Raw genomic sequence first — 22,893 nt, 5'->3', positions numbered from 1 at the left:
TGTTTTCCTCTTTTCTGTTTATCTATAATATTTTTTCTCTTTCTTCGACAATGCGATCAGAAGAATAATCAGAAGCAGGATCATCGCAGCACCTATTCCCAGCAGTATTTTTCGCAGCTGCGGTATCCCTGCAGAACTTTTTGAATTCTGAGAACTCTCCTGAACTTCTTCATCTGTACTTTCGGACGTATCCGTTCCCACTGACTGGCCGGCATCAGACGAATCCGCTGTTCCATTCTCCGAAACAGTATCTGCCGCCGGCTCTGGTGTCGGTGTTGCCTCAGGAACCGTTACACTTCCTACCATATAATCTCCATAATAATAATTATCTATGGTTTCTCCATCTGACAGTTCCTCTCTAACAGTCAGGTTATCCACAGTCACGCCATTCGGGACAAGTACTTCTCCACCATTTACCTGAAGCTTTGTGAAATTCTGGTATCCATAATTAAACATCGCTGTGGAATCTGTGCTGGCGATTGCAAGATCTGCCGCCTTCATGGTGACCGCAATATAAGTAGTTCCATTCTTCTCAACAGCCGTTACAAGAGTATTGCCCGCCTCGCTGGTATATCCTGTTTTGCCTCCAATGCATCCGTCATAATAATAGCTGCTCTCCGGTGCAAGCATCGGGTGATGTGTATGCAGCACCCTTGACTCGCTGTTCATGTTTGTCGGTTTGATCGTATAATCTGTAATGCCGATGATCTTGCGGAATTTCTTATTCTTAAGACCTTCCCGCATAATCAGTGCCATATCGTGTGCTGTAGAATAATGATTTGGATCCGGAAGACCGCTTGCATTTGCAAAATGCGTATTCGTGCATCCAATCTCTGCCGCACGCTGATTCATCATATCAATAAAATTCTGTTCCGTACCGCCTACATGTTCCGCGATCTGAGCTGCAACCTCATTTGCCGATCGGATAATAAGTGCGCAAAGGCATGCTTTCATGCTCATTACTTCCCCAACCTGCATTCCGATATTTCCTGAATCCCAGCTGATGTCGCGTGTTCCTGTTTCGGTGAAGACCACATCTTCTTTCATTGAGCAATTCTCCACAGCAAGCAGCAGCGTCATAATCTTCGTGATACTTGCAGGATAACGAATCTCATCTCCGCCTTTGCTATACAGAAGGACTCCGCTGTCCGCATCCATCAGCACGCCTGTCTCTGATGTGATCTCCGGACCTGTCGGCCAGCCGGAAATTTCATTTGTTGAAATAGTTGCCGGAGCTGTTGCCACATCAGCACTCTGTACGCCTGCTTCAGATGTTGTATCCGTCTGTGTCGTTACCTCCGCAGCACTACAGATCTGTACAGATGTCATTGCGATCACACCTGCGAGAATTGCAGCCTTACATAAATGTTTCCATTTTTTCATAATATATCCTCTTGTTGAATAAAATCAAAACTCATCGAATGAAGCAATCGTATCTGTGATATATTTCACATCTTCCATATCCAGATTATAAAACATCGGCAGTCTCAGCAGACGTTCACTCTCTTTTGTAGTATAAATATCTTCCCCGGAAAATCTGCCAAATTTCTGTCCGGCAGGAGCAGAATGAAGCGGTACATAATGGAATACGCTGCAGACTCCTTTTTCCTTCAGATACTTGATCAGACGTGTTCTTACCTGGATATCGCGAACTTTAATATAATACATATGTGCATTATGGCTACATTGTTCCGGCACATATGGCTGTTCAATCTTGCCCTCAGCTGCAAGATGCGCCAGGTTTTTATTATAATAATTGTAGATTTCCATTCTTTTATTGAAAATCTTTTCACGCTCCTCCAGCTGTGCGTACAGATATGCTGCATTCAGTTCACTTGGAAGGTAAGAAGAACCATAGTCCATCCACCGGTATTTATCTACCTGTCCCCGGAAAAATTTACTTCTGTCAGTGCCTTTTTCCCTCAAAATTTCTGCTTTTTCCTGATATTCATCATTATTAAAGAGGATTGCTCCGCCCTCTCCCATGGTATAATTCTTTGTCTCATGGAAACTGTAACAGCCGAAATCTCCAATCGTACCAAGCGCTTTGCCTTTATAAAAGGCGTCCACTCCCTGGGCCGCATCTTCAACAACTTTAAGATTATATTTCTTTGCAATTGCCATGATCGTATCCATCTCACAGGCAACTCCGGCGTAATGAACCGGCACGATCACCTTGGTTTTCTCCGTGACTGCTGCCTCGATCAGTTTCTCATCAATATTCATTGTATCCGGTCTGATATCAACAAATACGATCTTCGCTCCCTTTAATACAAATGCATCCGCCGTTGACACAAATGTATAAGACGGCATGATCACCTCATCTCCCGGTTTGATATCACAAAGATGTGCTGCCATTTCCAGTGCATGTGTACATGATGTTGTTAACATGACATGCTTTATATTAAAATGCTCCATCATCCACTGAGAGCATCTTTTCGTATATTCTCCGTCTCCGCAGAGCATTCCTCTCTGCACTGCATCACGAATGTAGTCAAATTCCCTGCCGGTAAAAGCAGGTCTGTTAAAATCAATCATCTGTTTTCTTTTTCCTTCTCATATTCAGGTATCTTATTTCTGTAGGCTACTTCTTGCCCTTTTGGATCCCGGATACTCATTTCACTGAAAAATTTCCTGGTTTCTTTCTCCAGCTGTCCCCGGGTATCTGCTTCTATATAATATAACGCAAGATACGGATTTGGTCCGTATTCTATCACGTTTTCTCCCTCTTTATAAAAGATCCATGGTTTTACAACGCATCTCTCCTGTGCCAGCTGATGTGCTGCTTTCTGATCGGCAATCTGAAGCTGTCTTCCCTGAAAATACAGCACAGCCCCATATTTCGAAGGAGCGCAAATATCATGCCGTGCAAACATTGTCTGTATCTTATCTTTCTCATAAAGATAATTCAGCAGAAGTTCTTCTATCGAAAATCCATATACCATATCTGTCAGTTCATGCTCATAACCAAAGAAACGCCCCGCAATCTCGCAGACCTGAATTCCTTTATCCGGTTTCCAGAAAAACTGCATAGACAATGCTCCCTCCATCTGTCCTGTATGCCGGATATATTTTTGCAGAACATCTGTGGCATTCTTTTCAACCTCTGACAAAAACCTGGATGGATAGACATTCCGGGTGCTGATTGGAAGCATTCCCTCTTCCACTTCCGTTTTCTCACGGTCTGCAATGCTGATTACATTTACTTCTCCATCCATGACCCATGTCATCATATTAAATTCAAATCCATCATTGTATTCTTCGATCAGAATCTCCTGACAGTTTGTATATTCTGCTGTCTGCAATGCTTTGGTAACAATTTCACCCTGGTCGTGAATGATAAATATTCCCCTTGAGCCATATTTATCCAGTGGTTTACTGATAAGTGGATATTGCAGACCTGAAACAGATTTCTGTATCTCCTCCTCAGAGCCTTGTTTCAGTAAATCTACCGGCACTTTGCGAAATCCCGGTGTCGGCAGCCCAAGCTTATCCAGCACTTCTCTGCACGCAGATTTATCTCTGTACCATGGAAGCTGTTCAGATTTCAGATAACAAGGCAGCCCGGTCTTTGCCGCGATCTTTACCATACATTCTAAAAGCAAATCTGAAAATGATGTAATGATCCCATCTATCTTTTCTTCTCTGCACATCTGAGCAATAGAGTCAATGTCCGTCACAGGGATCGTATAATCCTTATCTGCATATTTCCTCGCAATACCATCCGGATAGCCATCACATACAACAACCTCATAACCTCTTTTTTTCGCTTTCTGAACCAGTTCTGTAAACTCTCCGAGCGTACCCAGAATCAGTACTTTATGTTTCATTCCAATTCCTCACATTCTCTGACAACAGCCGCCATATATTTCATATCCTCTGCATCATAGCGCTGGTCGCATGGCAATGGCAGAATATTGGCCGCCCAGGTATATTCCAGACTGTTTTTCCCACAGTTCTCAATAATATTTTTCCAGTAAGTAGGTACAAATATCTTCTTTGCTGCAAGGCGCCTGCGAAGTTCAGGACCATTCGTATGAAAATATGGATAGGCAAAAGGTCCTTCCGGTATGATTTCATTGAATATATTCTCTGATGGAAGCAATTCTCTCAGAATCTGATAATTCTGCTCTCTTCTTTCTTTCGCACTGTCATAATCCACCGCTTTTAGCAGGTTTTGTGTAAGTCTGGACATCTGCCTGATTTCCATTCCGTCATACTTCGCTGCATTCGCAAGCATATCTTTATAATATGTTCCCGCATCCTGCTCATAGCGTCCCAGAATATGTTTCATACGCTCTGCAGAATAATCCGGTATGTTGTTCTCCGTCAGCTGTGCTTCTGTTGACAGATAAGCCCCGTCACTGACACCCCAGAATTTCCTGCATGAATAAAGCGTATCAATTCCATCTAACGGTTTCTGGAAAAATGCATGGGTGTGATCCACAATAATATTTTCATAAATTCTTTTATATTCCAGAATCTTAGAATCTGTCAGCTGTCCATAATAGTTTACCAGATACAGATACTCCCCGTTCGTAAGCTGCTTCTTGGGATAGATAACCTCCATTTTCTCATTCAGATGATAAAATTCTGTCTGTATCTGATTCTCCTGGCAGGTATGCACTACAGATTCACACAGAAAATAAGGAAGAATAACTTTCTTGCATCTGCGGCTCTGTAACAGCCATAACAAAGCCGTTCTTCCGAGGTTCACCCTATATAAATCAGAATAGTATTCCTTACCCGGCATTTCTTCCAGTTGAAAATATCCACCAATTTCCTTCGCCATTATTCGTCTGTATCCTCCTGACGTATTACATAATGCGGCATTTTCTTTGCTTCGTTAAGAATATTCATCAAGTAAATTCCCATAATTCCGATTGATAACAGGATTAGGCCAAAAAATGCCAACATAACCAGCATTAATGAAGTCCATCCCTGTACAGACACTCCCATGGTAAAATACCTTACCAGATAATAAATCGCCATTATTACACTTGCCAGAAAGCTGACAATTCCGATATTTCTAACCAACAAAAGTGGAAATGCGGTATGTGCAGTGATATCATAAATCAGATCCTTTACCAGTCTCTTAAAAGAATAGCCGCTCTTGCCATAAGCTCTGTCTGCATGCTGAACCGGAACATTGATAATACGGTTCGAGCTTAAGATCAGAAGATTTCCAATCTGCGGAAGGTATGTATTTGTCTTGATCATCGCATCTACAAGAAATCTGCGGATCAGTCGATAGCTGGTGATCTGAAGATCGGGATCTTTCCCAAGCATTTTAGATGTTGCCCATACCGAGAACTTTGTTCCAAGCTTGCGGATCGGACCATGTTTTCTGCCCTCATAGCTTGCGATGATAACGTCCACATCCGGTCTCTCCTGCATGGTTCTTACCATCTTTGGCAGTTCCTCCGGCTGATGTTGAAGGTCATCATCCATAGTTACTACAAATTCTCCCCTTACATGTGCAAATCCGCATAAAAGTGCCGGATGCTGTCCGAAGTTTCGTGCCATCTGTATAATACGGACTCTGTGGTCTTTCTCCCTTAATTCTTTCATTATCTCATAGGATCTGTCCTTAGATCCGTCATCCACAAGAATCAGTTCAAAATCTTCTTTCAGAGTTTCCCGAAATACTTTCTCCAAACGAGTATATAGTTCTCCCAGTGTATGTTCAGAATTATATACAGGAACAACCACTGAATATAAGCTCATATGCATTTCCTCTTTCTTTTTTTCATCTTTTTGCAATCATTTTTATCATATCATTTTCACCATGCCTTTTCAAGTTTCATCCGGTACAAACCTTGACTTCCCGATGTTTTTATGTAAAATAGACTACATATGCAAATTAACCGGTGGTTTATTGGTTTTATTGCTTATTTATAGTATGGTCATATGTATTTACAAATATATTTTGTATATAAGAACACTGATATTAATCGAATCAGAGAAATTCTTTTCTTCAAATTTTATAATTTTATCATGGAGGTATCATGTCAAAGGTAAAAGATTACATACAGCTACATTTAAATATTCTGTTGTTTTCACTGACAAGTGTTTTTTCCAAATTTGCTTCTATTCAATATAACAGGCATGGTCTGAACAGTCCTCTGCTTTATCTTTTTTTATTTCTGATGGTTGCCAACTGTGGAATCTATGCGATCACCTGGCAACAGGTAATCAAGAAATTTTCCTTGTCCACCGCCTATGCAAATAAGAGCGTATATCTTTTATGGTCACAGATCTGGGCAGTTGTGATCTTTCACGAAAATCTTTCTATCCAGAATATTATTGGTATCCTGGTAGTTTTATTCGGAGTATGGACGGTGCAAAGATATGAATAGAACATTTATTTTAATTATGCTGGGAGGAACTTTTTTCTCCGCAGTCTCTCAGCTACTTCTAAAACAAAGCGCAAATATCAAATATGAAAACCGAATCCGGGAATATCTCAATTTCCGGGTAATTCTCTCCTATGCCATATTTATGCTGATCCTTCTGCTGAATACCTGGTGCTATACAAAAGTAGATATGCGCTATGGTCCTGTTATCGATACAGCGGCATATGTGTTTGTTCTTCTTCTCTCTCATTTCATTCTGAAGGAAAAGATTACAAAAGGAAAGATCATCGGAAATCTGATCATCATTGCCGGAATTCTAATCTATACGCTTTAAATTGTTTGTAACTGTTCAGTACCTTCACAGTTACGGGTCAAAATCCAGTCAATCGGATATTCGCAATCCGCTTTCGCTACTTGCTCATAACCGAATAACTGCTCCGCAGTTTATCAGAAGGGGCTTGTACCCCTCCTGATACAAGCAAGTCCCACCCACTGCTTATTGCTCTTCGCAATTGAAGCAGGGGACTTACTTGATTCGGTTAAAAACCGCCTTCGGCGATGGGATTTTGAATTGTATGTCTCGGGATTTTGGCATGTTCATGCCAAAACACCTCGCGGGATAGTAGACTGCTGAATAGTTACAATTGTTTAACAAATATTGCCAGATAAATAGCCCCTTGCTTATTGCTTTTTGCAATTGAAGCAAGGGGCTTATTTAATAACTATCGTAACTGTTCAGTATCTCGCAGGAAGCAGGCTGCCGAATAGTTACTGGCTATTTATATTCTTTTATTATACTGCCGGATCTGTAGGGTCGAAGTTAGCTGCTCCTCTTAATGGTGTCAGTGCCTTCTTTCCAAGCGGTCCCTTTAGTGCATCATCTGCTTTATAGGCTCCATCAAAAATATAAATCCTTGATCCATTACAATTATCATATACCCACTTTGCATCAGCAACACACGCTCTGATACATCCATGAGATGCCGGTGAACCAAGTTTATTATATTCGCCTGCCGGAAGATTATAAGAGTTTGCCTGTCCACACGCTACGGAATGAACAAAGATTCCACCCTGTCCAGCTCCATCTACATGTGTTCCATACTGTCCCCATGATGGTCCCATTAACGGCTGCCATCTGGCACTTCTGCTCAAAGTATAGGAACCCGTAGGAGTTGGGGTACCCGCTAATCCTACAGATACACGAATTGTTTTCACCGGAATTGTTCTTGCCGAGTCAGCAAAAACTGTCATAACTCCATTTACTCTGTCTACCTGTACTGTATACGGACCTCTATATCTGCTGGTAAGATCTGTAATACGATATCCATTCTTATCAAAGTAATACAGGATACCATTCACTCTCATGCTCTTATTTGTTGCAAATCCGTTTCCGGTTGGATCTATGTATCTGACAAGGTTTTTTGTATTACTTACAACTACCCAGCCTGTTGTGTATTTACCATTTGCGTCCAGATAACCATTTACTCCGTTCTTTTTCATAAACTGGTTCGTCTGAACAACATAGTCTTTCAAATAGTAATAATTTCCACTATATTTTTTCCATCCACTTCTATACAGACTTCCTGTAGAAGATGCAATATACCATTTCTTTTTATAGCGCACCATTGTGCTCTTATATAATTTACCTTTATGCTCTGTGGAAGAAGATACTTCAAACAGATATTTCTTTCCATTAACTTCTGTTAAACCACTGGCAAGTTTTCCTGATGATCTGAAATAATATCCTGTGGAAGTCCATTTGTCTGTGTAATGATTTCCATTCGCATCAAAATACAGCCATCCAACATATTTGCCGCTGGCAGTAACCAGTTTCTGCCATCCGTGTTTCTCAACTACACGTCCCGGTGTACTTCCGAAATAATAGTAATGATTTCCTACTTTTGCCCATCTCTTGGTCCATGTAGCTCTCTTTCCGGTTGACTCAAAATAGTATCTGTAGTTCCCGTATTTTACAAGTTTATCTTTATAGATCGCACCATTCTTATCTGTACAATAATAGGAACCATTTGATGCTTTCTTCATAGTTGATTTAAGGACATATCCATTTGCATCCAGCAAATATGTACCTGTTCCCTTTTCAGGAATAACTGTGGCAACTATACCTCTTTTATAATACTTACCAATATCTGCAAGATTTCCGCCCTTTTTGAAATACAGCCAACGCTCTCCATTCGTGGTGTCTGAACGAAGCCATCCATTATGGAACATCTCTCCCGGAATTGTACTTGCCGGATCAAAGTAATATAAATTTGTTTCACCATTAGCTGTAATGGTAATCTCACCTGTCTTTGGCTTACCATTTGCATCAAGGCAATAATATTTTCCATTAATTTCAAAATATCCGGTATATGTACCTGCGGCCTTTTCTTTCTCCTCAAGATAGCTTACTGTCACCAGCTTGCCATTCTCATCATAATACTGGAACTGTGTTCCTGTCCATTTCCAAATGTTCTTCTCCTGCTGACCTACTGTAGATGTGTACGGAGTCACAGATTCTCCCTCACAGCCTGCGTAAACGACAGCTTCCTCTGCTGTTGTAAAATAAGACTGGGAGATTTCTTCCTTAATAATGTTTGGCACATCTTTATCTTCACCCTGAGCTGCTGTATCTGTAACATCCTGATGTACTTCAGCCTGTCCGGTTACAAGGATTCCATTCTCATCAAACAGATAATATCCTGTGTGAGTTTCTCCTTTATACTCAGTGCTGACCTTTACAATTCCATCAGCAGCGCTATAAAACTCATCAGCTGTCACATCCGTTGTATCTGCTGTGGAAGCCGGTTCAGTATCAGAAACATTAACAGCATCTGTGTTATCTGGTGTTTCAGTTCCATCAGCATCCATTTCTGCAGTATCCTGAGATAACTCCTCTGTTTCTCCCTGTACAACTTCTGCGGACTGTCCGCAGTCTGTATAAGATGCAGAAGCATCTTCTGATGCTGTGCTTGAAACTGTAGTCTGGGTTTTTGCAGGTTTTCGAAGTTTAAATCCGTTTTCTGTATTTACCCAGTCTTCTGCCTTTACAACAACAGCATCTGAACTGTCTGTTGTATCTGTTGTTACTGATGGTGTCTCCTCCGGCTGCGATATCACATCGCTTCCTGCTGAGAATACATCTTCTGTCTGATCCTGAGATGGCACATCTGTCGTCTCGTCTCCGGCTGAAAAAATATCTTCTTCTGAGGAAGCCTCCGGATCAGACTGCGCATCTACAGTCTCTGTGTCTGTTTCTGTTTCTGTTTCTGTCTCTGTTTCTGTCTCTGCCTGCACTGCAACAACGGAATTGCCATCAGGTGAAGTAAATGTAGCGGCACCCGCTTCACTGACAGTTGCCATCGTCATTACAAGACTTAATGTAACTGCAACTAATCTTCTTTTCACAATAATGTCCTCCTTTTTTTATTCATGCTACTTTATGATGTTAGGACAAAAATATTTTGTTCCCAACAAGACATTGAACTGATAAATTATCACTCACCAAGTCCGCTGTCAATAGCTGCCACAAGATTCTCAAGAGCTTCCTGCTCGTCAATTCCCTCACAGGCAAGTTCTATTTCATCTCCGCATTTCACACATGCCCCAAGTACACTCAGTACACTCTTGGCATTTGCCATGCCTCCTTCATACGCAAATGTTATCTGCGACTGATATTTCATTGCCTCATTGCACAAAATCCCCGCAGGTCTCAGATGAAGACCTGTGGGATTCTTAACTGTCACTTTCTTACTAACCATTGCATTGTTCCTCTTACTGCTGTCTGTCAGACAAGCAGTGTTTTCCTACTCTTTACTGTCGTCGACTGCTGTTCCTGAGGAGATCACTACTTCTGTAGTCACATCCTCAACTGTCTCATATCCATCTGGCAGAACGACTTTAACAGGGACTTCATAATTTCCCTCTTTCTTACCATCCAGATCTATAGAGAGCTTTATATCTTTCTGCGCATCCAGATCATCCATATTCTTCGTATCTGACTTGATTCGAAGCTCTATCTGTGCTGTCTCAAATGTCACCTGAAGATCATCCGGTTTATTCTTAACCTCTATATTCTTGGTAGGAATATCAAACTCTTTACTTCCGACAGGCAGGATATTTACCGTTACCCATACATCCTCACTGGAGTCACTGGTAAGCTTCACATTATCCGGAAGAAGATTGTTAAGACTGATCTTCTTCTCCACATCTTGCGATTCTCCTGAAATGTCAATGCTGTCTGCTGGTATTGTAATTACGTTATTATTCTCAGCAAGGCTCTCCAGTCCTTCTGTACTGCCAGCAACACTGATAGTATCCGGTACTGTTTTAACAGAACCTACCTCATATCCATCTGCAGGTGTTCCTACATAGCTTGCTGAAATCCCTACTCCCTGACGGATTTTCCATAATCTTGCAGTCACTACAACTTTTGCATTATTTTCGATTCTCAGTGAATTCATTTCAGAATCAGAAAGTGCTTCCTGATTTTTATCAATGATCGTAAGATTTACATCCTGTGTGAAATCCTGTGTATTTCCATCCAGTTCAATCGTAGCATTTACTTTATCTATTTTATTCACCAGAGTCTTAGGACCTGTAATCCTTACTTTTTCCGGATTAGCTGTCAGGCTTCCCACTTCGTAATCTTTGCCGGGTTTTGTGTCGCCTCTGCTGACGTTGACCACAAATTCCTGTGTCTCCTTCTCATCAAGATTTACACTCAGATTCTGTGGGGTAACCTTGATATCATTTGAAGATACTCCCGGAACTGAACAGGTAACTGTAATAGGCACCATGACAGGATCCGTATCCAGGCTTACAGCCTGCTGTAAATCTGCCACTGCTGAGATATCTGTCACCTTGATCTTGTCCCTGATTTTCTTACTCGCCGTAATAGCAATCTTAACCGAATCCTGATTCTGCTCCGGCATACACATCTTTCCGATCGTATCGGAAGATTCCACATATTCTTTGTTGATCAGTTCCACATCATTGATCGTGTAATAATTAGTACCTATCGGATTGTCTATATTTACAACGATCAGCCATAGCACAACAGCTACTGCAACAGACATGATTTTCAGAGGTATATTATCTGTTATTTTTCTCTTCTTCATGCTTCACTCTTCCTTTCAGTAAATGACGAAGTTTGCTGTTGTCTACAATCTGTTTGTTCTGTGCTTTCACAAGAATCTCTCTGAGTCTGGCACTGTTCACTCCCCGAATCAGTCTTCCTCCCTGAGCTACAGATACCTGTCCTGTCTCTTCTGATACAATGATCGTAACAGAATCGGTCTGCTCACTGATTCCAACACCGGCTCTGTGTCTCGTTCCCAGCTGTTTACTCAGTTCCATATTGTCAGACAATGGAAGATAGCACGTTGCTGCTACGATTCTGTTTTCTCTTACAATAACAGCTCCATCGTGAAGGGGTGTATTATGTTCAAATATATTAATGAGAAGCTGACTTGTAAGAATCGCATCCAGATTAATACCAGTTCTGATATAATCGGTCAACAGCTCGTTCTGTTCAATTACGATCAGCGCCCCGGTCTTGACCTCTCCCATATCAAAACACGCCTTTACCAGTTCACTGATTGTTTTATCTGTAAATCGTTCCTTCACTTCTTTACCCGCATCAAACGGTATCAATGAAGCCATGATTCGCTTCTGCCCAAGCTGCTCCAGAACTTTTCTAAGCTCCGGCTGAAAAATAACGATCACGCCAACGATCAGCGTACTCGCCAGATTTGAAAAAATCCAGAGGATCGTATTCATTTTAAAAATATACGCTATCAAAATAAAGAGGAGAACAACCAGTATACCCTTTAACAGTGTATACGCATGGGTATATTTGATCCACACCATAAACTGATATACAAAAAATGCAATCAGTGCAATCTGTATAATATCAATGATCCCGATCTTCGGAAATGCCAGCCTTGATAAGATTTCTATCAGATTTCCTGAGATATTCTGCATACAGTTCTCCTTTCCTTATCATTCTGTGCCGGAGTGATAATTGCTGCTCTTCACTCCATTCTCAGTAACTTAAATTTATAAATTTTTGTAACTGTAAAGCTGCTGAACCGTTACAGATTTTTTAATGACTCTTCCAGTTTCTTTTCAAAGTCAACACTGTCAATATCTTTTTTGCGCTCTACAGGTGCCGCATCTTCTGATGTCTGCACCACTTTCTCCTCACCATGAAAAATAGGATTGGCATAAGACACGATATTATCCTGTGACTGTTTCTCACTTTTTGCAGAATCACCGTTAATTTTCTTTATGCTTCTCTCAGAAGTTGTAACTGTCGCCTTCGGAACAGCCTTCACATAATAGTAGTACTCGTCATCTTCATATTCCAGTCTCTCTGTGCGGGTATAGTCACCGCCAAACACAAAGAATTCCAGCACCAGTCCGACTACTACAGAAATCACAGTATAAATAATCAGTGTGATCACATCAATGCTCACTTCAAAATAAAATCCGCCGGCAAGAACCACCAGAACATATACAACGCCTCCCGCAACAATAGCAACTCTCCATGCATAATCAAAAGAGCGGGTACGGATAAGGTTCACCAGTAAAACCACAGCAACAAAAGCAACAACTGTGATCCACATTCCCCAGTTCTGTACAATTCCATCTGCCAGGAGTTTTAATTTGTCAGCCATGACAATATCTGCATTCTCCAGAATCTTATGCTGCACACGTATAAAACGGATAAAATAATATATGATAACACCACAGCCTGCCGGAAGCGCGGAAAATGCACTGCACAGAAGCCCGCTTCCGATAGGAAGGAGTGCAGGAATACCTATGCCAAAAGAAAGAGGGGTAAATACAAGTACCAGATTATTGCCTGCGCTGAATCTCAGGAACAAAATTGTCATAAACAAAATCAGAACCAGCATAAATCCGGCCACTTCTATTCCAACAGCATAACTATGCGCGATCATTAATAAAAATCCGGCAAAAATCATCACTCCGGAAGGTAATATCGAACAGATCAGTGCAAGGATCAGTACAATAAATATATTATTAAGCTGTGTCATATATCCCATGTTCATATTGATCCATGTAAAATAAACAAATGCCAGAACAAAGCGCAAAACAGGCAGGATATAAATCTCATACTGACTGTACAAATTCTTTATTTTCTGTTTTAATTCAAGTAATGCTGTCATTTCTTATATCCTCCTGAAACTCCTCGGGCTGAGGATTTTTTCTCTTCGCGGCTGTATATTTTATTTAACTGAGTGAGTTCTTCATAATAATTCTTCACACTCTTCTTTGCCTTGTGGTATTTCACAGTATATTGGATGTATGTCAGAACTGAAAAAAATATCAGTACTACTACATAACCCAGAATTGCCTCTACGCCCACTGAGACAAGGTTCATCTTATGGATATTATCTATCAGATATTCTCCAAAATATGCTGCAATACCAGCCAGAACCAGACAATATCCAATCGTAACCAGAAAAAAGTTCTTAATCATGGCAAGTCCGATATAATCACTTCTATAGTACTTGCTGACCGGAAGATACTTTTTTCCCTCACCCTGTTCATACATAGCAAGTTTGTTCATGATTCTTATCTTCTCTTCATTTAACATAAATTACTCCTTACTGTACGCTTTCCCTTTTATTACATATCCTGATACCTGATGATCACTGTTATTGTATCTATCCGCATTGCACGCTGATCCGTATTGGTATCATTATATAATCATACAGATTAATTGTAACATATCTCATTATGTATGAAAAGCATTTTTTCGGTTAGCAGTCGCTCCTGTTTAGCAGCCGCTCCATACCAGTAACTTTTGTTACTATTCTCACGCACGTCCTATACAGACTGTAAGAAAATAAATATTTTTTGCGCCTCTTTTTCGAAGGCATCCTGCCATGGCATCTATAGTACTTCCTGTCGTGTATACATCATCTATCACCAGAATATCTTTCCCTCTGATATTCTTTGTTACGAGAAAAGCTTTCTCCAGATTTTTTCTTCTCTGCATGGCATTCAGCTTCTTCTGCGATTTTGTTTTTACAACTTTCTGTACCAGATCCGTATCCACTGGAATCCCTGTATAGCAGCTAAGTCTCTCTGCCAGATATGCAGCCTGATTAAATCCTCTTAAACGTTCTTTTGACTTATGTATGGGAACCGGCACGATTAGATCCGGCTTCCACTGATTCAGATTTTTCCAGGCATATCGATACATTGCTTTCGCATAAAAATATCCATATTCCCGGCATCCATAATATTTATATCTGGTAACAGACCTTCTCATTATGCCATCATAAACAAAAATACCTCTTCCCTGGTCAAATATATGTGTATGTTTTTGGCAGTCTTTACAGTATTCTCCCTCTTCTATGGGTTTTCCGCATTTGTAACATCTCGGATGTCCAATCGGTTGAAGCTTCTTTTCACATTCAGGACAAATCATCCTTCTCTGATCCTTCAGAATTTTCTGACAGACCGGACAGCATCTCGGGTAAAAAATATCAAGAATTTTTCTCAGCAATCACTTTACTCCTGTTTTTTACTTCTATTTTTCTTTCAATTTTTATTATTTTGTTTTTATCTGTTTTTCGTTACCGTTTTTATTTCGTGAAGTTTCTTTCACCTTCATTCTCCATAGTGTCACTCAGCTCTATAATGCGCTCATCCAGCGCACTGTATCGCTTCTGCTGTTTCTCATTGCGGATCATCTCTGCAAAGGTTTCCTCATTTCCCACCACAGTTACACATTTTCTTGCTCTGGTAACAGCAGTATAAAGGAGATTTCTGTTTAACAGCATTTGCGGTCCGGAAAGCAACGGAAGAATCACTGCCGGATATTCAGATCCCTGGGATTTATGAATTGTAATAGCATACGCAAGTTCCAGTTCTTCTAACTGTTTGAACGAATAAATTGCGAAACGTCCATCCTCAAATTCCACTTCTGCAGTCTCGGCAAATTCATTGATTTCCGTAAGAATCCCGGTATCTCCATTAAATACACCAATACCTTTCTCTATAACAATTCCATATCGCCCCCGAATTTCCCACTCCATCTGGTAATTATTTCTGATCTGCATCACTTTATCACCAGTACGGAACAGGCGGTCGCCGACTGCTTTCTCAGGCTTTCCGTCTTCCGGCGGATTCAGATATCTCTGCAGAATCTGATTCAGACGTTCCACACCTAAGAGTCCCTTTCGCATAGGTGTCAGTACCTGTATCTCAAATGGTTTTGCATCTACATATCGTGGCAATTTTTCCTGAATAAGGGCAATCACTACTCTTATGATGATATCTGCATCATATCTCTTCAAAAAAAAGAAATCACGGCTTTTATTATTGATCTGTACTTGCTCCCCTTTATTTATTTTATGGGCATTCACAACAATATCACTCTCAGAAGCCTGACGGAAAATCTTCGTCAGTTCTACCACCGGAAAACGTCCGCTTCGAATAATATCTCTCAGGACATTACCCGGTCCCACACTTGGAAGCTGATTCTCATCTCCTACCAGAATCAGCCTGGTTCCGGTCGTTACTGCAAGAAGCAGCGAGTGCATCAGATGAATATCCACCATGGACATCTCATCAATAATGATCACATCCGCTTCCAGAGGATTCTGCGCGTTTCTTTCAAATTTGGCAGAATGGCCATCCCGTTCCTCCTCCGGCATTCCATTTAATTCCAGAAGACGGTGAATCGTCTGCGCTTCATATCCGGTAGTTTCTGTCATTCTCTTCGCAGCACGTCCGGTAGGTGCAGCCAGTCGAAGTTCAGCTCCCTCACCTTCAAAGAAACGAATGATTGCATTGATCGTTGTTGTTTTACCTGTACCCGGTCCTCCCGTCAAAACAAACAATCCATGACTCGCAGCCTCCATCACTGCCTTCTTCTGCATCTCATCCAGGACAGTTCCTGTCTCTTTTTCGATCATCAGGATTCTCTTCTGAACAAGCTGCTCATCCTCAGGGCACAAAACATTCAGTTCATTAAGCATACGGGCAGTATTTAATTCCAAATAATAATACTGAGACGGATAAACTATGGTTTCTCCATTCTTTTCTTTAAGCACCAGTTTCCTGTCAATAACCATGTCCATGAGATGCTTCTCCATATAGGACTCGTCAACACCCAGAAGTCTGGCACATCTTGTAAATAGCTGCTCCTTTGGAAGGTATGTATGTCCCTCCCCTGAAGCCTGTAGGAGAGTATACAACATTCCACTTCGGATTCTGTAATCTGAATCTGCATGGATTCCGATCCTTTCCGCAATCTCATCCGCAATTTTAAAACCTACTCCTGAAATATCCTCTGCAAGCCTGTATGGATTTTCCTGCAGAACCGTATAGACAGATTCTTTATATTTCTGATAGATCTTTGCGCCCAGATTCAGAGAAATACCATATTTCTGTAAAAAGATCATAGCCTTTCGCATATCTGCTTTCTCAGTTACCTGGGCTGCGATTTCCCTGGCTTTTTTTTCGCTGATTCCCTTAACTTCGGCCAGTCTTTCCGGTTCTTCTTCTACAATACGAAGTGTATCCTGGCCAAACCTGCGTACGATTCTGGCTGCCAGTGCAGCTCCGATTCCCTTAATGGCTCCCGATCCCAGGTACCTCTCTATGGCATATGTATCTTCCGGCATTTTCTCTACAAAAGAACTGATCTGAAACTGTTTTCCATAGACCGGATGATGCGTGTATACTCCTGTTGCCTCAATCGTGGCTCCCTGTGTAATTGTCGGGAAACTGCCCACACAGGTCAGTTCTTCCTCTTCTTTTGTATCTTTTAATACCATAACGGTATATCCGTTATCTTCATTTCTGAAAATAACATGATCTATGTATCCTGTAACAGTCTCGCTCATGTATTCCTCCTGGTTTCTTCCGAGTCATCTGTTTCCTGCCTAAAGATACTGGAATAAAAGTCTTTTAATCCCTTGGTATCTAAAAAATAACATATAACGCAAAAAGGCACTGCATATGCAGTACCTCCTGCTTTATCCATCAAATCGCGCCATTACCTCTGCATATTTTCCGGTCCCTACCGCAACTACGCTCATTGCATCCTGTACTGTCAGAGTGCTCACTCCTGTTCTCTGTTCAATCAGAGAATCCATACCATGAAGAAGTGCGCCACCACCGGTAAGTACAATTCCTCTGTCCACAATATCAGCAGCCAGTTCCGGCGGAGTCTTCTCCAGAACACCATGGACGGTCTCAACAATCTGTCCTGTAGCATCCTTCAACGCCATACGTATCTCTTCAGAAGTAAGTGTCACCGTCTTTGGCAGACCTGTGATCACATTTCGTCCTTTTACTTCCATGGTTCTCGGATTCGATTCCTCAATAGCAGTTCCGATCTGAATCTTAATCTTCTCTGCCATATCTTCTCCGATAAAAAGGCCATGGTTCTTTCTCACATAATTTAAGATAGCCTGATTAAAAGTATCTCCGGCAACCTTTACGGAGGCAGAAACTACAACTCCCGCCAGAGAAATAACCGCAATATCTGATGTTCCTGCTCCAATATCCACAATCAGATTGCCAAATGGCTTCGTCACATCAACTCCGGCTCCGATTGCTGCTGCAATAGGCTCCTCCACCATGTAAACATCCCTGGCTCCGGCCTGATAAGTTGCCTCCTCTACAGCCTTTCTCTCAATCTCTGTAATTCCACTTGGAACACAGATCGTGATCCTTGGCTTACGAAAGGCTCTTCTGCCTATCGCCCTGGATATAAAATATTTCAGCATTTTCTCTGTAACTGTATAATCAACGATCACACCCTGCCTGATTGGACGGATAATCTCCATATCTGAAGTAATACGTCCCTCCATCATACGGGCTTCTTCACCGATTGCTCTTATCTTTTCTGTATTTTTATCATAAACTACGATCGAAGGTTCGTTTAATACGAGTCCTTTTCCCGTAGAATAGGCCAGACTATTTCTGGTTCCCAGGTCAATTCCAATATCACTTGCCGGCATGGAAATCCCCTTTCTTATTTTTTATCTATGATTGCTCTTAATATTCTCAATCTGCTTCCACTACTTGCTCATAACCGAATAACTGCTCCGCAGTTTATTCGATTAAATCGCTTCTATTATATACAACTTCCAGCCAAAAGAAAAGCCCTGCTTAATTTTCCAGATATTTTTTTACATATTTTCCCGTATAGGAAACCGGTGACTGTGCAACTTCTTCCGGAGTTCCCTGTGCTACTACAGTTCCACCCTTGTCTCCACCTTCCGGGCCAATGTCGATAATGTAATCTGCTGTTTTAATCACATCCAGGTTGTGTTCAATAACAACTACCGTATTACCGCCTTCAGATAATCTCTTCAGAATCTCCACCAGTTTATGCACATCCGCAAAATGAAGTCCTGTCGTTGGCTCATCCAGAATATAGATTGTCTTTCCGGTGCTTCGCTTACTCAGTTCCGCAGCAAGTTTGATTCTCTGTGCCTCTCCTCCGGAAAGTTCTGTAGAAGGCTGTCCCAGACGAATATAGGAAAGCCCGACATCGTACAGTGTCTGTATCTTTCTTTTAATAGAAGGAACATTTTCAAAAAATGTCAATGCTTCCTCTACAGTCATATTCAGTACATCATAAATGCTCTTATCTTTGTATTTTACTTCCAGAGTTTCTCTGTTGTATCTCTTACCTTTGCAGACTTCACAAGGCACATACACATCCGGAAGGAAATGCATTTCTATCTTGATGATACCATCGCCGCTGCATGCCTCGCATCTGCCACCCTTTACGTTAAAGCTGAAACGGCCTTTCTTATATCCTTTTGCTTTGGCGTCTGCTGTTGCGGCAAAGAGATCACGAATCTGATCGAACACACCTGTATAAGTCGCAGGGTTTGAACGCGGTGTACGTCCGATCGGCGACTGGTCAATATTGATCACTTTATCCAACTGGTCTACTCCCAGAATATCCTTATGCTTACCCGGAATCACTCTGGCGCGGTTCAGATCTCTTGCCAGATGCTTATACAGGATCTCATTGATAAGTGAACTCTTACCAGATCCTGAAACACCTGTGATACAGGTCATAATCCCCAGTGGGATCTTCACATCAATATTCTTAAGATTATTCTCTGCTGCCCCCTTGATTGTAAGGAAGCCCGTCGGTTTACGTCTCTCCGTTGGTACCGGAATCTTTAACTTTCCGCTCAGGTAAGCTCCTGTGATAGAATTCTCATTCTTCATCAGGTCCTCTGCTGTTCCCATGGCAACCAGTTGTCCACCATGTTCTCCCGCTCCCGGACCGATATCCACAATACAGTCCGCCGCGCGCATGGTATCCTCGTCATGTTCCACAACGATCAGACTGTTTCCAAGATCTCTCAGTTTCATCAGGGAACTTAACAATCTGTCATTATCTCTCTGATGAATACCGATACTTGGCTCATCTAAAATATATGCAACTCCGACCAGACCGGAACCAATCTGCGTAGCCAGGCGGATTCTCTGCGCCTCTCCTCCGGAAAGTGTGCCCGTCGCACGTCCAAGTGAAAGATAATCCAATCCTACGTCTGACAGGAAGCTTACCCTGGCTTTAATTTCTTTCAGAATCTGTTTTCCAATCAGTAACTGCTGGCTGGAAAGCTGCATATCAGCCAGAAAAGCTTTCAGTTTCTCTATAGAAAGATTCGTGATCTCATAAATATTCTTGTCTGCTACAGTTACAGCCAGAGATTCTTTCTTCAGTCGCTGGCCTTTACAGGTTTTACATGGAGTAATGCGCATAAAAGACTCATATTCCTGTTTCATAGTGTCAGAACCAGTCTCTCTGTATCGCTGCTCCACATTTCGGATCAGTCCCGGGAAAGCTACGTCGTAAACGCCCTCTCCGCGCTGGCCTTTATAATAAACCTTAACAGAATGTCCATTCGTTCCATTAATCAGAATATTCTTTATCTTCTCCGGATAATCCTCGAACGGTGTTGCAAGACTGAAATCATACTCTCTGGAAAGCGCATCCAGAATTGCTCTGGAAAAACTTCCCTCACTTGTGCAGGATTGCCATCCCGTCACCACGATTGCACCTTCCAGGATACTCAACGATTTATCCGGGATCATCAGATCAATGTCAAATTCCATCTTATATCCGAGTCCCAGACAGTCCGGGCAGGCGCCAAATGGATTATTGAATGAGAAGCTTCTCGGCTCGATCTCATCTATGCTCACACCACAATCCGGACAGGAAAAGCTCTGGCTGAAATTATGAATATTTCCATCCATGGTATCTACCATGAGAAGCCCATCCGCCAGATCAAGTACTGTCTCGATGGAATCAGAAAGTCTTTTCTCAATTCCTGGTTTCACGATCAGACGATCAACCACGATCTCAATATTGTGTTTGATATTCTTATCCAGACTGATCTCCTCGGAGAGTTCGTACATATTTCCATCAATCTGCACACGGACATAACCACTTCTCTTCGCATGTTCAAGAAGCTTGGCATGAGTTCCCTTGCGACCTCTTACTACAGGAGCCAACAGCTGAATCTTTGTTCTCTCCGGAAAAGACATGATGCTGTCTACCATCTGATCAACTGTCTGTTTCTTAATCTCTCTGCCGCATTTCGGACAGTGTGGGATTCCGACTCTTGCATACAGCAGTCGGAAATAATCATAAATTTCCGTTACAGTTCCTACTGTGGAACGTGGATTGCGGTTGGTAGATTTCTGATCGATTGAAATCGCAGGCGGCAGTCCTTCGATACTCTCCACATCCGGTTTCTCCATCTGTCCAAGGAACTGCCTTGCATAAGAAGACAGTGATTCCATATATCGTCTCTGTCCTTCTGCATAAATCGTATCAAAAGCCAGCGATGACTTTCCTGACCCGCTTAATCCTGTAAGTACTACAAACCTGTCTCTCGGAATATCCACACTTAAATTCTTAAGATTATTAACATTTGCTCCTCTGATTCTGATAAATTGTTTCTTCGTCGTATCCGCAGCCATCGTCTGCCTCCCGTTTCTTCTATATATAAATACATTTTCTCATTGCCAGATCACAATGTAGCTCTCGCAATCTTCATAAGATCAGCTTTTATTGTGTACAATTCTCCAACTGCTTATTGCCTTTCACAAGTCAGTCAGATATTCGCAATCCGCTTTCGCTACTTGCTCATAACCTACTTGATTCAGTTAAATCTGCACTCAGTATAGCGCAGGAACATGTGTTCGTCAAGGCGTTTAAAGTAAAAAATCAGCCATAACAGAATTACTCACATGAATTCCCTCTCTGCTCAGGAATATTCTTCCATCTTTCTCCAGCAGTAGTCCCATAGCTTCATATTTCTTTAGTACATCACCATATACAGTCTCTATCGCACAGCCAAATTTCTGCCTGAAATCAGTTTTCGCAATTCCCTTTGTCATGCGGAGTCCAAGAAACATAAATTCTGCCATTTCATCCTCTCTGGTAAGAACTGGTTCTCTTTCTCTGATCAATTCCGGGGAGGAACTGTTTTCCAGATATTTCCTCATATCTGCCGTATTGGCAAAACGGTCTTTTCCATAAAGAGAAGAGGCCCCAAGGCCGAATCCCAGATAATCCCGCCTGGTCCAGTAACCCACATTATGCCTGCAGTCTCTGCCTTCTTTTGCATAATTGGAAATTTCATACTGTTCATAGCCATATTCTTTCAGAATACGGGAAGTTGCCTCATACATATTGTATTCTGTATCTTCATCAGGCAGATTCAACTGTCGCGAAGCAAAAGGTGTCCCCTCTTCAATGATCAGGCTATATGCAGAGATATGCTCCGGCTTCAGTTCTGCAACTATTCGCAGATTATTGCACCATTTTTCATAAGTCTGGTCCGGAATTGCACTCATAAGGTCAATATTTATATTCTCAAAACCTGCAGTTCTTGCACCTTTACAGGTTTCCAGAAACTGCTCGTAATTATGAATTCTTCCAAGAATTTTCAGCTCCCGGTCATCTGGGGACTGCAAGCCGATACTCAGACGGTTGATGCCAAATGTTCTGTACGCCTGAAGTTTCTTCTGATCTGCAGTTCCCGGATTTACCTCAATCGTAATCTCTGCATCATTTTCTACCAAAAAATTCTTTCTTGTTTTATTCAGAATTTCTCCAATGAATCTCTCATCCAAAACAGAAGGAGTGCCCCCTCCAATAAATATAGAGGATACACTCCTTCCTTTACCTTCCTTTACTGCATCGATTTCCGCAAGCAGAGCCTGTACATATTCTGCCCGTTCTTTCGGACATGACGGACCTGAAAGGAAGTCACAGTAATCGCATTTTTTTACACAAAATGGAATGTGGATGTAGATTTCCATAGAAGAACCCGTTGCGTTCTCTATTTCCATTTTACTCTCCTGCTATCATATATACGCTTCAAACGCCACTATCTCGTGAAGCGTGTTTCCAAGAACGGCGTGAACAGTGTTACTGTTCACGCCGTTCTCAGTAACACGCTTCGCGATGCACAGAATTTATGCTATTCGCATAAATTCGCGCGGTATG

18 protein-coding genes are annotated in these 22,893 nt (G+C 41.7%); 2 read left to right on the top strand and 16 right to left on the bottom strand.

The genetic code is table 11. The features are described 5' to 3' along the window. Window positions 1-18: 18 nt before the first annotated feature. From ACTNC0_RS06245 to ACTNC0_RS06225, 5 genes are read right to left on the bottom strand one after another with little or no spacing between them, the layout of a single operon-like run. The gene (locus tag ACTNC0_RS06245; RefSeq protein WP_441086722.1) at window positions 19-1,383 is read right to left on the bottom strand and encodes a D-alanyl-D-alanine carboxypeptidase family protein; all 1,365 of its coding nucleotides are present in this window, start codon (window positions 1,381-1,383) and stop codon (window positions 19-21) included. Between the two features lie 24 nt (window positions 1,384-1,407). After that, window positions 1,408-2,538, bottom strand: a complete 1,131-nt coding sequence (gene rffA / locus ACTNC0_RS06240; protein ID WP_441086721.1) for a dTDP-4-amino-4,6-dideoxygalactose transaminase — start codon at window positions 2,536-2,538, stop codon at window positions 1,408-1,410. Then, the gene (locus ACTNC0_RS06235) at window positions 2,535-3,830 is read right to left on the bottom strand and encodes an ATP-grasp domain-containing protein (protein WP_441086720.1); all 1,296 of its coding nucleotides are present in this window, start codon (window positions 3,828-3,830) and stop codon (window positions 2,535-2,537) included. Before ACTNC0_RS06235 ends, rffA begins: the two co-directional genes overlap by 4 nt. Further along, window positions 3,827-4,792, bottom strand: a complete 966-nt coding sequence (locus tag ACTNC0_RS06230; RefSeq protein WP_441086719.1) for a hypothetical protein — start codon at window positions 4,790-4,792, stop codon at window positions 3,827-3,829. Before ACTNC0_RS06230 ends, ACTNC0_RS06235 begins: the two co-directional genes overlap by 4 nt. After that, entirely contained in the window at window positions 4,792-5,727 is a 936-nt protein-coding gene (locus ACTNC0_RS06225; RefSeq protein ID WP_117676173.1) for a glycosyltransferase family 2 protein, read from the bottom strand. Before ACTNC0_RS06225 ends, ACTNC0_RS06230 begins: the two co-directional genes overlap by 1 nt. Window positions 5,728-6,008: 281 nt before the next feature. On the opposite strand from ACTNC0_RS06225, the gene ACTNC0_RS06220 reads away from it, so the two are divergent. Beyond that, window positions 6,009-6,359 carry an EamA-like transporter family protein gene (locus ACTNC0_RS06220; protein ID WP_441086718.1) on the top strand — a complete coding sequence of 117 codons (351 nt, stop codon included), beginning with the start codon at window positions 6,009-6,011 and terminating at the stop codon, window positions 6,357-6,359. Further along, a complete protein-coding gene (locus ACTNC0_RS06215; protein ID WP_441086717.1) occupies window positions 6,352-6,690 on the top strand; it encodes an EamA family transporter in 339 nt (112 codons plus the stop codon). Before ACTNC0_RS06220 ends, ACTNC0_RS06215 begins: the two co-directional genes overlap by 8 nt. Before the next feature lie 458 nt (window positions 6,691-7,148). Here ACTNC0_RS06215 and ACTNC0_RS06210 read toward each other — a convergent pair whose 3' ends face one another. From ACTNC0_RS06210 to hemW, 11 genes are all read right to left on the bottom strand, one after another. Continuing rightward, window positions 7,149-9,761: a L,D-transpeptidase family protein gene (locus ACTNC0_RS06210; RefSeq protein WP_441086716.1), complete on the bottom strand. Its 2,613-nt coding sequence runs from the start codon at window positions 9,759-9,761 to the stop codon at window positions 7,149-7,151. An 89-nt stretch (window positions 9,762-9,850) separates the two neighbouring features. Then, a complete protein-coding gene (locus tag ACTNC0_RS06205; RefSeq protein ID WP_441086715.1) occupies window positions 9,851-10,114 on the bottom strand; it encodes an HPr family phosphocarrier protein in 264 nt (87 codons plus the stop codon). A 45-nt stretch (window positions 10,115-10,159) separates the two neighbouring features. Beyond that, window positions 10,160-11,473, bottom strand: coding sequence for a CdaR family protein (locus ACTNC0_RS06200; protein ID WP_441086714.1), 1,314 nt, complete (start codon window positions 11,471-11,473; stop codon window positions 10,160-10,162). Then, window positions 11,448-12,338 carry a diadenylate cyclase CdaA gene (gene cdaA, locus ACTNC0_RS06195; RefSeq protein ID WP_117676179.1) on the bottom strand — a complete coding sequence of 297 codons (891 nt, stop codon included), beginning with the start codon at window positions 12,336-12,338 and terminating at the stop codon, window positions 11,448-11,450. The genes ACTNC0_RS06200 and cdaA overlap by 26 nt, the downstream gene beginning before the upstream one ends. Window positions 12,339-12,448: 110 nt before the next feature. Beyond that, the gene (locus ACTNC0_RS06190; protein ID WP_441086712.1) at window positions 12,449-13,546 is read right to left on the bottom strand and encodes a hypothetical protein; all 1,098 of its coding nucleotides are present in this window, start codon (window positions 13,544-13,546) and stop codon (window positions 12,449-12,451) included. Beyond that, window positions 13,543-13,977: a hypothetical protein gene (locus tag ACTNC0_RS06185; protein ID WP_441086711.1), complete on the bottom strand. Its 435-nt coding sequence runs from the start codon at window positions 13,975-13,977 to the stop codon at window positions 13,543-13,545. The genes ACTNC0_RS06190 and ACTNC0_RS06185 overlap by 4 nt, the downstream gene beginning before the upstream one ends. 222 nt (window positions 13,978-14,199) lie before the next feature. Beyond that, complete coding sequence (locus ACTNC0_RS06180; protein ID WP_441086710.1) at window positions 14,200-14,895, bottom strand: ComF family protein; 696 nt, start codon at window positions 14,893-14,895, stop codon at window positions 14,200-14,202. Window positions 14,896-14,974: 79 nt separating this feature from the next. Continuing rightward, window positions 14,975-17,242 (bottom strand): SF1B family DNA helicase RecD2, encoded by a 2,268-nt coding sequence (gene recD2, locus ACTNC0_RS06175; protein WP_441086709.1) that lies wholly within the window; start codon window positions 17,240-17,242, stop codon window positions 14,975-14,977. A 132-nt stretch (window positions 17,243-17,374) separates the two neighbouring features. After that, on the bottom strand, window positions 17,375-18,364 hold the full coding sequence (locus ACTNC0_RS06170; RefSeq protein ID WP_117676183.1) for a rod shape-determining protein: 990 nt from the start codon (window positions 18,362-18,364) through the stop codon (window positions 17,375-17,377). A 151-nt stretch (window positions 18,365-18,515) separates the two neighbouring features. Further along, on the bottom strand, window positions 18,516-21,359 hold the full coding sequence (gene uvrA / locus ACTNC0_RS06165; RefSeq protein WP_441086708.1) for an excinuclease ABC subunit UvrA: 2,844 nt from the start codon (window positions 21,357-21,359) through the stop codon (window positions 18,516-18,518). Window positions 21,360-21,593: 234 nt separating this feature from the next. Next, the gene (hemW, locus tag ACTNC0_RS06160; RefSeq protein WP_441086707.1) at window positions 21,594-22,736 is read right to left on the bottom strand and encodes a radical SAM family heme chaperone HemW; all 1,143 of its coding nucleotides are present in this window, start codon (window positions 22,734-22,736) and stop codon (window positions 21,594-21,596) included. Window positions 22,737-22,893 lie beyond the last annotated feature (157 nt).

This window comes from Blautia sp. HCP3S3_B11 (genome assembly GCF_052064435.1).
Lineage (GTDB): Bacteria > Bacillota > Clostridia > Lachnospirales > Lachnospiraceae > Blautia_A.
This window is presented reverse-complemented; position numbering and strand designations above follow the sequence as displayed.

Excerpts from the sequence above, each read along its gene's own strand:
- rffA (WP_441086721.1), bottom strand. The coding sequence starts at position 2,538 with ATGATTGATTTTAACAGACCTGCTTTTACCGGCAGGGAATTTGACTAC.
- ACTNC0_RS06225 (WP_117676173.1), bottom strand. The coding sequence starts at position 5,727 with ATGAGCTTATATTCAGTGGTTGTTCCTGTATATAATTCTGAACATACA.
- hemW (WP_441086707.1), bottom strand. The coding sequence starts at position 22,736 with ATGGAAATAGAGAACGCAACGGGTTCTTCTATGGAAATCTACATCCAC.
- ACTNC0_RS06220 (WP_441086718.1), top strand. The coding sequence starts at position 6,009 with ATGTCAAAGGTAAAAGATTACATACAGCTACATTTAAATATTCTGTTG.
- ACTNC0_RS06235 (WP_441086720.1), bottom strand. The coding sequence starts at position 3,830 with ATGAAACATAAAGTACTGATTCTGGGTACGCTCGGAGAGTTTACAGAA.
- ACTNC0_RS06170 (WP_117676183.1), bottom strand. The coding sequence starts at position 18,364 with ATGCCGGCAAGTGATATTGGAATTGACCTGGGAACCAGAAATAGTCTG.
- recD2 (WP_441086709.1), bottom strand. The coding sequence starts at position 17,242 with ATGAGCGAGACTGTTACAGGATACATAGATCATGTTATTTTCAGAAAT.
- ACTNC0_RS06230 (WP_441086719.1), bottom strand. The coding sequence starts at position 4,792 with ATGGCGAAGGAAATTGGTGGATATTTTCAACTGGAAGAAATGCCGGGT.
- ACTNC0_RS06205 (WP_441086715.1), bottom strand. The coding sequence starts at position 10,114 with ATGGTTAGTAAGAAAGTGACAGTTAAGAATCCCACAGGTCTTCATCTG.
- ACTNC0_RS06245 (WP_441086722.1), bottom strand. The coding sequence starts at position 1,383 with ATGAAAAAATGGAAACATTTATGTAAGGCTGCAATTCTCGCAGGTGTG.
- ACTNC0_RS06215 (WP_441086717.1), top strand. The coding sequence starts at position 6,352 with ATGAATAGAACATTTATTTTAATTATGCTGGGAGGAACTTTTTTCTCC.
- ACTNC0_RS06185 (WP_441086711.1), bottom strand. The coding sequence starts at position 13,977 with ATGTTAAATGAAGAGAAGATAAGAATCATGAACAAACTTGCTATGTAT.
- ACTNC0_RS06200 (WP_441086714.1), bottom strand. The coding sequence starts at position 11,473 with ATGAAGAAGAGAAAAATAACAGATAATATACCTCTGAAAATCATGTCT.
- ACTNC0_RS06190 (WP_441086712.1), bottom strand. The coding sequence starts at position 13,546 with ATGACAGCATTACTTGAATTAAAACAGAAAATAAAGAATTTGTACAGT.
- uvrA (WP_441086708.1), bottom strand. The coding sequence starts at position 21,359 with ATGGCTGCGGATACGACGAAGAAACAATTTATCAGAATCAGAGGAGCA.
- cdaA (WP_117676179.1), bottom strand. The coding sequence starts at position 12,338 with ATGCAGAATATCTCAGGAAATCTGATAGAAATCTTATCAAGGCTGGCA.